This window comes from Saccharopolyspora sp. NPDC002578 (genome assembly GCF_053592695.1).
The window spans coordinates 1-11,868 of record NZ_JBSFWJ010000061.1; the positions used below are offsets into that span (position 1 = coordinate 1).

The following is an 11,868-nucleotide window of genomic DNA, read 5'->3' on the forward strand; positions in this document are numbered from 1 at the left end:
GGCTCAGTCGGTCTCTCGCTGCGGGATCTTTTTCCCAAGTGGCTCCGCCACGAGGGAAAAAGCCGTCCTCACGAGAGACCGACTGAGAACCCGCGGGTGGTCACCTTGCTTACGTGGGCTATGTGCTTCGCACATACAGGCACGGCCTACGGCCGCAAGGCAGGCTTGCTTCGCCGCCCACTGCACGGCTTCGCCGTTAGGCACGGCGTTTGGCCGCTAAGCAGGCATGCTTCGTCTCTCGCCTGGCGGCTTCGGGGTTGTTGGGGAGTGCTGCGGGAGGTGTGGCTTTGTCTTGGCCTGTGGCTCGTTGTGCGGGGTGGGGCGTCGAGTTCTGCTGCGGGGGCGCCTTGCTTCGCTCGGACTTGGGGCGGCCGGGGCGGTGGTGTCAGGTGAGGTGGACGACTTCTGCCTTGGTGGCGGAGTGGCGGGCCGCTTCGATGATCTCCAGGCCTGCGATGGCGTCGGACGGGTCGACGGGCAGCGGGGCGCCGTCGCGGAGGGCCGTGACCAGGAGGTCGTAGAACTCCGGGTAGGCGCCCGGCTCGGTGCGCACCGGCGCGGAGCCCTCGACGGTGCCGAGCTCGCCGTGCAGGTGCTCGGGTTCGACGCCCCAGTCCGCGCCGGGGAGTTCACCGGCCCGCAACGCCGCTTCCTGCGGGTCCAGGCCGAACTTCGTGTAACCGGCGCGGTCGCCCAGCACTCGCAGCCGGGGGCCGTGCTGCGCGGTGAACTTGCCGACCCACAGGTGCGACCGCACACCGCCGACGTGGGTGAGCGCGACGAACGAGTCGTCGTCGACCTCGCTACCGGGCCTGCGGGCATCCACTTCGGCGTAGACGGACGCGACCGGGCCGAACAGCGCCAGCGCCTGGTCGATCAGGTGGCTGCCCAGGTCGTAGAGCACGCCGCCCGCCTCCTCCGGGCCGCCCGACTCGCGCCAGCCCGCCTTCGGCCGCGGCACCCAGCGCTCGAACCGGGACTCGAAGCGGTGCACCCGGCCGAGCTCCCCGGCGTCGATGAGCCCGGCGAGGGTGCGGAAGTCGTTGTCCCAGCGGCGGTTCTGGAACACGGTCAGCGGCAGCTCCCGGCGCCGCGCCTCGGCGACGAGTTCGCGCGCCGCCGCGGCGGTGGGGGCGAACGGCTTGTCCACCACGACCGGCAGCCCGGCGCGCAACGCCTCGGTGGTGTGCTCGACGTGCAGCCGGTTCGGGCTGGCCACCACGACCAGGTCCAGGTCGCCGCGCGCCAGCATCGCGGGCACGTCGTCGACCACCGCGGTGCCCGGGTGGCGGGACTCGATCTCCGCGCGCCGCTCCGGATTCCTGGTGACCACTGTGGACAGTTCCAGTCCGGGGTTCGACGCGATCAGCGGCGCGTGGAACACCGCCCCGGCGATCCCGTACCCGACCAATCCGACCCGCAGCGCAGCACTCATGCCGCCATTACATCAAGCACGCCCCCGAGCGCCCCTCGAACCCACCACCCACCGCGCACGCTCCCCAGCACCACGACCACCACATCGAGCACCCGTCACCCTCAGTGCCCGCGAAGGCCACCGCTCGGGTGTGGACGTGCTGATCGGGGCCGCTGGTCGCCGAGGGTCAGACCGGGGCTTCGGGGCCGTTGACCTGGCCGGGCGAGACCAGCCCGGTCTCGTAGGCGGTGATCACCAGCTGGGTGCGCGAGCTCAGGTGCAGCTTCTGCATCACGTGGTACAGGTGCGATTTCACCGTCAGCTCGGCCAATCCCAGGTTCCGCGCGATGTCGGCGTTGGACCCGCCGCGCGCGACCTCCAGCAGCACATCCAGCTCGCGGTTGGTGAGCCCGCTGAGCTCCGTCGACGCGTCCCGCACCCCTAACGACGCGAACCGGTTGAGCAGCCGCCGCGTCACGCGCGGAGCGAGCAGCGCCTCCCCGGCGGCGACCGTGTGCACGGCGCGGACCAGTTCCTCCGGCGGGGCGTCCTTGAGCAGGAATCCGCTCGCCCCGGCCCGCAGCGCCGCGTACACGTACTCGTCGAGGTCGTGCACGGTGAGCATGATGACCGAGGTCGCCCCCTCGGTGGCGGTCAGGATCTCGCGGGCCGCGGTGATGCCGTCCATCCCGGGCATCCGCACGTCCATCAGCACCACGTCCGGGCGGCGCCTGCGCACCGCCGCCACCGCGGCGGCGCCGTCCTCGGCTTCGGCGAGGACTCGCAGATCGGGTTCGGCGGACAGCAGCGCCACCAGGCCCGCGCGGATCATCGCTTGATCGTCGGCGACGAGCACGGTCGTTTCCGCGGGGGACTCCACCACGGACCTCCTCCGTTCGGGCCGCCGCTCGCCGGTCGGAACCGGCGTATTTACGGGTCAGGCAAGGTCCGAATGTTCCGGGCACGGTAGCACGGCCGCCAAGTGGAATCCGTTGGAAACCGGGTGCGCAGTGAACGTGCCGCCCAGCAACGCGACCCGTTCCCGCAGCCCGATCAGGCCCCGCCCGGAACCGCCGCCGCGAGCCGGTGACAGCGCGGGCACCTTCACCGCCAGCGAACGAGCGAAGTTGTCCGGGCCGGTGGCGTGGTTGGTGACCTCCAGCCGCAGGCCGCCGTTGCCGTAGTCCAGCAGCACCCGCGCGTACCCGGTGCCCGCGTGCTTGAGCACGTTGGTCACCGCCTCCTGCACGATGCGGTACGCGGCCATCTCCACACCGGGCCCCAGTTCGCGCACCTCACCGCGCCGGTCCAGCCGCCACACCACACCGGTGCCGCGCACCGATTCCACCAGGTGGTCCACTCGGTGCAGACCGGGCGCGGGCTGCCGTCCGGGTCCGTCGTCGGCGCCGACGGCCGACCCCGGCTCCGGGTCCTCGCGCAACCGGCCCAGCAGGCCGCGGAGTTCGCCGAGCGCGGCCCGCGACGTGTGCTCCAGCTCCCGCAACGTCTGCTCCGCGTGGCCCGGGTCGCGGTCGACGAGCGCGCGGGCGACACCCGCGCGCAACGCCACCACGGACAGGTTGTGCGAGACGATGTCGTGGAACTCGCGGGCGATCCGCGCCCGCTCCCCCGCGACCGCCTCCGCGGCGAGCTGGTCCCGCGCCTGGTCGAGCAGTTCCACCGTGTGCTCCAGCTGAGCCGCCCGCCGTCGGCCGAGCCGCACCGCGTAGGCGAGCCCGACCACCATGAACAGGTCGATGGAGGCCATCACGGTGCTCACGACCGCGGACAGCGGCGGTTCGCCCCACGAGTACAGCACCGGCCAGAGCATCGCGAGAACGGTGGCCACCACGGCACCCACGATCCCACCCCGCTGGCAGACCGAGTACACGCCCACCAGGATCGCGAAGTTCAGCGGGTTCTCCGGCACCCCGACCAGGGTGAGCGTCGTGGCCGCGGCGAGGCAGCCCAGCAGCGACACCCACGGCCACTTGCGCCGCACCATCAGCAGCGTGAACGCGGACACGCTGATCAGCATCATCGACCACCAGGGACGACCCGGCGGCCCTGGTGATTCGAGATGCAGGATCAGCGCGTGCATCACGGTGAACAGCACGACCATCGCGAGGTCGAGCAGGAACGCTCGCTTCACCAAGGCATTCGGCACGCCCAGCAGTATGCGCACACGAACCCGCGATAATCAGTAGCCGCGGGCGACCCAATCGTCGAACTGGGGCAAAACCTCGGCAATCGTGGTGCTCTCCCCGTGTCCGGGGTGCACGGTGGTGACCTCGGGCAGCGTCAGCAACCGGTCCCGGATGGACTCGACGAGCACGCCGAAGTCCGAGTAGGAACGCCCGGTCGCACCCGGCCCACCGGCGAACAAGGTGTCACCGGTGAACACGGTGCCCAGGTCCGCCGAGTACAGGCACACCGAACCCGGCGCGTGACCCGGCGTGTGCAGCACCTGCAGCCCGGTGCCCGCGACGCCGATCACCTGCCGGTCCGCGAGCCCGCGCTCCGGTTCCCGGTCCGGGTGGGTGAGCCGCCACAGCTCCAGGTCCTCCGGGTGCAGGAAGATCGGCGCCCCGACCTCCGCGGCCAGCTCCGGCGCCTTGCGCACGTGGTCGTCGTGGGCGTGCGTGGCGAGGATCGCCAGCACGGTGCGCCCGGCGATCAGCTCCTTGATCGCCTCGACGTCGTGCGGGACGTCGATGACGACGCACTCGGTGTCGTCGCCGACGACCCACGCGTTGTTGTCGACGTCGAAGGTCTGGCCGTCCAGCGAGAACGTGCCGGACGTCGTGGTGTGGTCGATCCGCGCGGCCATCAGAAGACCACCACCGAACGCAGCACTTCGCCGTCGTGCATCTTGGCGAACGCCGACTCGACCTGGTCCAGCGAGATCTCCTCGGTCACGAACTTCTCCAGCGGCAGCTTGCCCTGCTGGTAGAGCTCGGTGAGCATCGGGAAGTCCCTGCTGGGCAGGCAATCCCCGTACCAGGACGACTTCAGCGAGCCCCCGCGCGAGAACACGTCCTGCAGCGGCAGTTCCAGCTTCATGTCCGGGGTGGGCACCCCGACGAGCACCACGGTTCCCGCGAGGTCGCGGGCGTAGAACGCCTGCTGGTAGGTCGCGGGGACGCCGACGGCGTCGATCACGATGTCCGCGCCGAACCCGCCGGTGAGGTCGCGGATCGCCGCCACCGTGTCCGCCTCGGAGGCGTTGACGGTGTGGGTCGCGCCGAACTGCTTCGCCCACTCCAGCTTCGCCGGGTCGGTGTCCACCGCGATGATCCGCCGCGCGCCGGCCAGGTTCGCCCCGGCCACCGCGCCGTCGCCGACGCCGCCGCACCCGATGACGGCGACCGTGTCGTCCGGACCCGCGCCGCCGGTGTTGACGGCCGCTCCGATGCCGGCCATCACGCCGCAGCCCAGCAGGCCGACCACGGCCGCCCGCGCCGCCGGGTCGACCTTGGTGCACTGGCCCGCGTGCACCAGCGTCTTCTCCGCGAACGCGCCGATGCCCAGCGCGGGGGACAGCGGAGTCCCGTCGGTGAGCGTCATCGGCTGCGACGCGTTGTGCGTGTCGAAGCAGTACTGCGGACGTCCGCGCTTGCAGGCGCGGCACACGCCGCACACCGCGCGCCAGTTGAGGACCACGAAGTCGCCCGGTTCGACGTCGTGGACACCGTCGCCGACGGCCTCCACGACACCGGCCGCTTCGTGCCCGAGCAGGAACGGGTAGTCGTCGTTGATGCCGCCTTCCCGGTAGTGCAGGTCGGTGTGGCAGACGCCGCACGCCTGCACCCGCACCACCGCCTCACCCGGTCCCGGATCGGGGACGCGGATGTCGACGACCTCGACCGGCGCTCCCTTGCCGGTCGCCACGACCGCGCGAACCTCGGTCACGAACACCTCCAGAACTGTGTTTTCCGCTGCTTGTCCGGCCGGAACGGGCCGGTCGCGGGCGCTGTCGCGAACATGGCCGGAAATGCGCATATCGACATCTCCGGACGATCACCGACCATACCCCCCGATCGGCCGTAGCCCCCGGGCGCTCGACTGCGGTTCCGTCTGTGGGAACGCGCCGCGCGACAGGGCCGCTTCGACACGTTGTGTGAACCTGCGACTACTGTACGGTGTCGCCGACGGAGAACGAGGAGCACACCATGGTCGACGCGCAACGCCTGTTGTCCAGGGAGATGGACATCGACCGGCCTTGCGCGGCGCGGATCTACGACGCGTTCCTCGGCGGTGGCCACAACTTCGGCGTGGAGCGCGAGTTCGCCGAGCGGTTGCAGGCGGCCATGCCCGGTGTCGCCGGGGTCTTCCGGGAGAACCGCGCGTTCCTGCGCCGCACCGTGGAGCACCTGCTGGCGCGCGGCGTGCGGCAGTTCGTGGAGCTCGGCTCCGGCATCCCCACGATCGGTCACGTGCACGAGGTCGCGCTCCGCCGCACCCGGCGGTTCAGCGTGCTGTACGTGGACAACGAGCCGTTGACCGTGGCGCACAGCAGGCCGCTGCTCGACGACGAGCCGCGCGCGGCGATCATCCACGCCGACATCCGGGAGCCGGAGGCGATCCTGCGGTCACCGGAGGCTGCGGACCTGATCGACTTCGAGCAGCCGGTGGCGCTGGTGATGTCGGCGGTGCTGCACTTCCTCGACGACGCCGACGATCCGCTCCGGCTGGTGCGCACCTACCAGGACGCGGTCGCGCCCGGCAGCGCGCTGATGATCTCGCACCTGACCGGCAGCGAGGAACCGGAGCCGATGAACCTGCTCACGGCGTTCTACTCGGAGACGGCGGACCCGATGGTGGCCCGCCCGGCGGAGTGGATCGCGGAGTGCTTCGCCGGGTTCGAGCCGCAGGCACCCGGCGCCTGCTACATCGGCGACTGGCGCCCGGAGCCGGACCAGCCGGCCCACCGGCATCCGCGCTACCGGATCATGCACGGCGGCGTCGCGCGCAAACCCCGCTAGGGCGTTCCCGCCGACCCGGTCGGCCGCACGAACAGCAGCAGGATCCCGGCGACGATCGCGGCGACGCCCGCGGCCAGCCAGGCCGAGGTGAGGCCCGCGTGCTCGCCGAGGAACCCGAACAGCAGCGGGCCCGCGCTACCGCCGAAGTAGATGCCCGTCTGCGTGAACGAGGTCGCGCTCGCCACCCGGTCCGGCGCGATCTTGGCGACGGAGAAGTTCAGCAGCCCCGGCCACGCCCAGCCGGCGCCGAAGCCGACGGACACGCCGATCAGGAACAGCACCGGGGAATCCAGCGCCATCAGCCCGTACCCGAGCGAGCCGACGATCAGCATGATCGTGATGAGCCGCAGCAGGTTCACGTCCCACCGGTCGGCGACCACTCCGGCGAGCAGCCGGATGGTGAGCCCGGCCGCCGAACCCAGCGAGAGCACCAGCCCGGCCGCCGACGGGCTGAACCCCACGTCGACGGCGGTGGTGGTGACGAAGGCCCCCAGCGCGTTGGCCGCGGCCGAACCGAGACCGCCCGCGATGGCGATCAGCAGCAGCGCACCGAACCGGGACTCCGCGCTCGCCGCGGTCGAGGACGCCTTGGTGGACCGCTCCGCCGCGGGCAGCGACGGCACCGCGAGCGCGGCGAGCAGGCCGATCACGCCGGCGAACACGAACACCCAGCGCCAGCCGATGGTGAGCGCGATGGCGGGCACCGCGACCCCGGCCAGCAGCGTCGCGGCCGGGATGGAGGACTGCTTGACGCCGAAGCCCATGCCGCGCCGGTTCGCGGGCACGCCCTGAGTGATCAGCAGGTTCGCGGCGGGCTGCGCCAACGAGTTCGGCAGCCCCGACAGGCACAGCAACGCCAGCAACCAGCCCGAGTTCTGCACGGAGGCGATGCCCAGCAGGCACAGTGCGCTGCCAGCGGCGCCGATGCGCATGCCCAGGCGCGAACCGATGCGTTCCACGACCCAGCCCATGAAGCGGGAGGCGATCGCCGCGACGGCGAAGAACCCGGCGGCGGCTCCGCCGAGCAGCGCCGCGCCGAAACCGAGTTCGCGTTGCAGCTGCACGCCGAGACCACCAACGAGGAACACGGGGAACACGCCGACGGTGACGACCGCCGCGACCGAGGACAGCACCCGAACGGGTCCGACCGGCAGTGCGCGCGGGTGACTGCCGTTGACCACCGCTGCGGGCATCGGTCCTCCTCTGTTCGGAGCCGGGCAGGCTCGTCACCAGCGTGTGAACCGGCGAAGCGTTTAGCAACGCTAACGTGACGCATGCCTCCGGAGCGAGCACTCGAATGCGCTCGCACTCGGCCTTGACGGAGTACCCGTGCGCACGACACGGTCAACGGGTGACCGAATCCGGTCACAACGGGCGGTTCGGGTGGGAGGCCGGGTGGGGACCGAGTTGAGCGGGATCCCGTCGGCGAGCGTGCCCGAGCCGGTGCGGCTGGACGCGGTCGAGCTGTCCTGGTCGATCAGGCAGCGGGAGCTGTCCTGCGTGCAGGTCGCCGAAGCGTTCCTGACCCAGATCGACCGGTTCAACCCGCTGGTCAACGCCCTCGTGTCCCGCGCCGACGAGCAGGACGTGCTAGCGCAGGCCCGCGCCCGCGACGACGAGCTGGACCGCGGCGAGCACGCCGGGTGGATGCACGGCTTCCCGATCGCGGTCAAGGACCTCAGCGACGCGGCCGGTTTTCCCACCACGCAAGGGTTCCAGCGCTCCGGTGACGCCACCGAGGACGCGTTGTTCGTGCGCCGCATGAAGGAAGCGGGCGCGATCGTCGTGGGCAAGACGAACGTGCCGGAGTTCGGGCTCGGCTCGCACACCTTCAACTCGCTGTTCGGCACCACGACGAACCCTTACGACCAGACCCGCACCGCGGGCGGCAGCAGCGGCGGGGCCGCGGCGGCGCTGGCGATGCGGATGCTGCCGGTCGCCGACGGCAGCGACTTCATGGGCTCGCTGCGCAATCCCGCCGCGTTCTGCAACGTGCTGTCGTTGCGCCCCGGTTTCGGCCGGATCCCCGCGCCCGGTTTCCTCAGCGACCCGTCGGTGCCGGGCCCGATGGCGCGCACCGTCCGGGACCTGGCGATGCTGCTGTCCACGATGGCCGGACCGGACGAGCGGTCGCCGCTGAGCATGCCGCAGGACCCGGAGCTGTTCACCGGGGCGCCGCAGCGCGACGTGTCCGGGCTGCGGATCGGCTGGATCGGCGACTTCGACGGCTACCTGGCGACCGAGCCGGGCGTGCTCGACCTGTGCCGGGACGCTGCCGGGCTGTTCGAGTCGCTGGGCTGCGTCGTCGAACCGGTACCGCGGCTGCCGGTGGAGCGGGCGTGGGAGACGTTCCTGTTGTGGCGGCGCTGGATGGTCGGCGAGAAGTTGCACGAGGTGTACCGCTCCCCCACCGCGCGGGACAGGATGAAGCCGGAGGCGCGGTTCGAGGTCGAGGGCTACCTGGAGCTGACGGTGCACGACATCGCGGCGGCCCGCGCGGGGCGCGACGAGTGGCGCGGCCGCGTCTCGGACCTGTTCGACCGCTACGACTTCCTGCTCGCGCCCAGCGCCCAGGTGTTCCCGTTCGACGCGGAGCTGCGCTGGCCCGCGGAGATCGACGGCAGGCCGATGGACACCTACCACCGCTGGATGGAGACGACGGCGCCGTGGACGCTGTCGGGGCATCCGGTGCTGAACCTGCCCGCCGGTTTCCACGATTCGGGGTTGCCCACCGGCGTCCAGCTCATCGGGCCGGGGCACGGCGAATGGTCGCTGCTGCAACTCGGCCACGCCTACGAGCAGGCCAGCGATTGGGTGCACACGGTCCTCCCGCCGCCGCTGACCTGAACGGGCGCGTCGGTGGCCTCCCGATCAGCGCGAAGGCCGGCGCGGGGACGCGCACCGCCCTCGATTTCTCACGAAGTCAGCGCATTTCTGAGAACAAAACGCGTGGAGGCGACGGGTTTTTCGAACTGCGGCGAAGATGTGCAAGGCTGCACCCCGATAGGTCGGCATTTCGGGAAGGTGACAATTGGGTACCGAGGTTTTTTCCCTGCAGGACAAGGTGGCGCTGGTGACCGGCGCCGGGCAGGGCATCGGTCTGGAGATCGCGAAGTCGCTGCGGTCGGCCGGGGCCCACGTGGTGATCGGGGAGATCAACCCGGAGACCGGCAAGGCCGCCGCCGAGCAGGTCGAGGGTGAGTTCCTCCCGCTCGACGTGACGAACTCCGCCGAGGTCGCCGCCGGGATCGCGCGGATCGTGGCCGATCACGGCCGCCTCGACATCTCCGTGCACAACGCGGGCATGGTCCGCAACGAGCCCGCGGAGGAGATGAGCGACGAATCCTGGCGCAAGGTCATCGGGCTGAACCTGGACGGGGTGTTCTACTGCTCCCGCGAAGCGGGCAAGCAGATGCTCGCGCAGGGCTTCGGTTCGATCATCAACATCGCGTCGATGTCGGGCATGATCTCGAACCACCCGCAGCCGCAGGCCTCGTACAACTCCTCCAAGGCCGCCGTCATCATGCTGACCAAGTCGCTGGCCGGCGAATGGGGCCGTCGCGGCGTGCGGGTCAACTCGATCTCGCCGGGCTACACCGCCACCGACCTGCTGCAGGGCGTGCGGGACAAGGACCCGGAGCTGTTCGACGGCTGGATGGAGCAGACCCCGATGGGCCGGGCTGGCACGCCGCAGGAACTGGGCCCCGTCGCGGTGTTCCTCGCTTCTGAAGCCAGCAGCTTCGTCACCGGCAGCAACGTCGTCGCCGACGGCGGCTTCACCATCTGGTGAGGTGCTCGCGCCGGCTTCCCGGCCGGTCCTGGTCGACGATCACGACCGGCCGGGTTCCCGACGCTCACACGCGGGCGGTGAACTTCACTTCGACCAGCTGCTCCGGGAACGCGAGCCGCGGCGTGGCGAGCATCGTGCTCGCGACCTGCGGGTCCGGCCGTCCGTATGCCTCCTTGCGCACCGGTCCGGCCACCGCGAACAGCGCGTCGCAGTCGAGCGCGTAGATGACCTCTTCGACGACGTGGTCCAGCGAGGCGCCGAAGCGCCCCAGCAGTTCGGCGGCATTGGCGTAGCTGCGCCGGAGTTGCTCGCCCATGTTGCCGAAGTCGGTGACCGAGCCGTCGTCGGCGACCGGTGCCGGAGCGACGAGCCGGTCGCCGTCGTGCGACAGCTGGCCGGAGATGTAGATGGTGTCCCCACGCTGGACGGCCTGCACGTAGCCGAAGACGTCTTCCCACGAGACCCCGTGGCGTTCGGTCCGAAACCCCATGCTCATCACGCTCCGATCGTCGAGGCGCCTCGGTGACGCCGAGACGAACGGTATCGACGCTGGTCAACGGGTTGCCAGTCGTTCGCGTGCCAGTTCTGGACAGCATCGTGCCAAGCCGAGGACGGTCCGCTGCCCCGTAATCTGGTTCGAGGTGGACCGGAGGAGCGGCCTTGGTTGCAGCGGACGGCAGGAAGGTCGCGGCGATTCTCGTGCTGCCGCGGCTGATCACGCTGGATTTCAGCATTCCCGCGCACGTGCTGGGCACGCATCCCGGTTACGAACTGCTCGTGTGCGGGACGGGCTCGGAGGCGACCGGGGGAATCCGCCCGACGCACTCCCTCGCCGAGCTGCGACGCGCCGACCTGCTGGTGGTGCCGAGCTACGAGCATCCGGAGCTGCCCGTTCCGGACGAGCACGTGGCGGCGATCCACGGGGTCGCCGAGCGGGGCACCCGGATCGTGTCGGCCTGCACGGGGACGTTCGCGCTGGCGGCCGGCGGGATCTTGGACGGCAGGCCCGCGACCACGCACTGGCAGCACACCGACCTGCTGCGCCGGCGGCATCCGCTGGTCGACGTGGTCGAGAACCGGGTGTTCGTGGAAACCGGGACGGTGGTGACCTCGGCGGGTGCTGGTGCGTTGATCGACGCTTGCCTACACGTGGTCCGGGCCGATTTCGGTGCCACGGCGGCCGATGTGGTCGCGAAGGAACTCGTCTTCTCCTCCGCCCGCGGTTCCACCGAACCGCAGTACGTGGATCCGAACGCCCCTGACCGGGCGGGGCTGCGCGCGACCCGCGAGTGGGTGCTGGAGAACATCCGGGACCCGATCACGGTGCAGCGGATGGCGGATCGCAGCGGGTTTGCCCGGCGGACCTTCATCCGGCGTTTCGAACGGGAGGTGGGGATGCCGCCGATGCGCTGGGTTGCTCGACAGCGAATCCTCAGCGCCCGCAGGCTCCTGGAAACCTCAGACTGGTCCGTGGAACGCATCGCGGAGCAAACCGGATTCGGCACCGCGCCGAACCTCCGCGCCCTGTTCCGCAGGGAGGTCGGCACGACGCCCACGGCCTATCACAAGCAGCACGCGCGTCCCGGCGACCCGCTACCGGACGCCGGGACGTTGACTTCCCGCTAGCAGCGCGCATCGCCACGAACGTGGCGTGCGGCTACCCGGCTCCGTGCGGGGAT

11 protein-coding genes are annotated in these 11,868 nt (G+C 70.8%); 4 read left to right on the forward strand and 7 right to left on the reverse strand.

Annotated features, from left to right (window positions below; translation table 11 throughout):
* Window positions 1-385: 385 nt before the first annotated feature.
* From ACWD38_RS23450 to ACWD38_RS23470, 5 genes are all read right to left on the reverse strand, one after another.
* Complete coding sequence (locus ACWD38_RS23450; RefSeq protein ID WP_184478042.1) at window positions 386-1,435, reverse strand: Gfo/Idh/MocA family oxidoreductase; 1,050 nt, start codon at window positions 1,433-1,435, stop codon at window positions 386-388.
* Between the two features lie 166 nt (window positions 1,436-1,601).
* Window positions 1,602-2,294: a response regulator transcription factor gene (locus ACWD38_RS23455; RefSeq protein WP_343071281.1), complete on the reverse strand. Its 693-nt coding sequence runs from the start codon at window positions 2,292-2,294 to the stop codon at window positions 1,602-1,604.
* A 57-nt stretch (window positions 2,295-2,351) separates the two neighbouring features.
* Window positions 2,352-3,581, reverse strand: a complete 1,230-nt coding sequence (locus tag ACWD38_RS23460; RefSeq protein ID WP_343071280.1) for a sensor histidine kinase — start codon at window positions 3,579-3,581, stop codon at window positions 2,352-2,354.
* 33 nt (window positions 3,582-3,614) lie between these two features.
* Window positions 3,615-4,244, reverse strand: a complete 630-nt coding sequence (locus tag ACWD38_RS23465; protein WP_184478041.1) for an MBL fold metallo-hydrolase — start codon at window positions 4,242-4,244, stop codon at window positions 3,615-3,617.
* Window positions 4,244-5,326 carry an S-(hydroxymethyl)mycothiol dehydrogenase gene (locus ACWD38_RS23470; RefSeq protein ID WP_450124908.1) on the reverse strand — a complete coding sequence of 361 codons (1,083 nt, stop codon included), beginning with the start codon at window positions 5,324-5,326 and terminating at the stop codon, window positions 4,244-4,246. Before ACWD38_RS23470 ends, ACWD38_RS23465 begins: the two co-directional genes overlap by 1 nt.
* Window positions 5,327-5,556: 230 nt before the next feature.
* Here ACWD38_RS23470 and ACWD38_RS23475 point away from each other — a divergent pair, with 230 nt between their 5' ends.
* On the forward strand, window positions 5,557-6,399 hold the full coding sequence (locus tag ACWD38_RS23475; RefSeq protein ID WP_343071278.1) for an SAM-dependent methyltransferase: 843 nt from the start codon (window positions 5,557-5,559) through the stop codon (window positions 6,397-6,399).
* On the opposite strand, the gene ACWD38_RS23480 is transcribed toward ACWD38_RS23475, so the two are convergent.
* Window positions 6,396-7,592 (reverse strand): MFS transporter, encoded by a 1,197-nt coding sequence (locus ACWD38_RS23480; protein ID WP_184478038.1) that lies wholly within the window; start codon window positions 7,590-7,592, stop codon window positions 6,396-6,398. The genes ACWD38_RS23475 and ACWD38_RS23480 overlap by 4 nt on opposite strands.
* A gap of 202 nt (window positions 7,593-7,794) precedes the next feature.
* On the opposite strand from ACWD38_RS23480, the gene ACWD38_RS23485 reads away from it, so the two are divergent.
* Together ACWD38_RS23485 and ACWD38_RS23490 are read left to right on the forward strand one after the other, a co-directional pair.
* Window positions 7,795-9,246, forward strand: a complete 1,452-nt coding sequence (locus ACWD38_RS23485) for an amidase (protein WP_343071277.1) — start codon at window positions 7,795-7,797, stop codon at window positions 9,244-9,246.
* Between the two features lie 184 nt (window positions 9,247-9,430).
* Window positions 9,431-10,189: an SDR family NAD(P)-dependent oxidoreductase gene (locus ACWD38_RS23490; RefSeq protein ID WP_184478037.1), complete on the forward strand. Its 759-nt coding sequence runs from the start codon at window positions 9,431-9,433 to the stop codon at window positions 10,187-10,189.
* A 64-nt stretch (window positions 10,190-10,253) separates the two neighbouring features.
* Here ACWD38_RS23490 and ACWD38_RS23495 read toward each other — a convergent pair whose 3' ends face one another.
* On the reverse strand, window positions 10,254-10,679 hold the full coding sequence (locus tag ACWD38_RS23495) for a Rid family hydrolase (protein ID WP_221315733.1): 426 nt from the start codon (window positions 10,677-10,679) through the stop codon (window positions 10,254-10,256).
* Window positions 10,680-10,849: 170 nt separating this feature from the next.
* Here ACWD38_RS23495 and ACWD38_RS23500 point away from each other — a divergent pair, with 170 nt between their 5' ends.
* The gene (locus tag ACWD38_RS23500; protein ID WP_450124909.1) at window positions 10,850-11,815 is read left to right on the forward strand and encodes a GlxA family transcriptional regulator; all 966 of its coding nucleotides are present in this window, start codon (window positions 10,850-10,852) and stop codon (window positions 11,813-11,815) included.
* Window positions 11,816-11,868 lie beyond the last annotated feature (53 nt).

What these genes read in the sequence shown, in the direction of transcription:
- ACWD38_RS23465 (WP_184478041.1), bottom strand. Translation starts at nt 4,244, where the DNA reads ATGGCCGCGCGGATCGACCACACCACGACGTCCGGCACGTTCTCGCTG.
- ACWD38_RS23480 (WP_184478038.1), bottom strand. Translation starts at nt 7,592, where the DNA reads ATGCCCGCAGCGGTGGTCAACGGCAGTCACCCGCGCGCACTGCCGGTC.
- ACWD38_RS23495 (WP_221315733.1), bottom strand. Translation starts at nt 10,679, where the DNA reads ATGGGGTTTCGGACCGAACGCCACGGGGTCTCGTGGGAAGACGTCTTC.
- ACWD38_RS23450 (WP_184478042.1), bottom strand. Translation starts at nt 1,435, where the DNA reads ATGAGTGCTGCGCTGCGGGTCGGATTGGTCGGGTACGGGATCGCCGGG.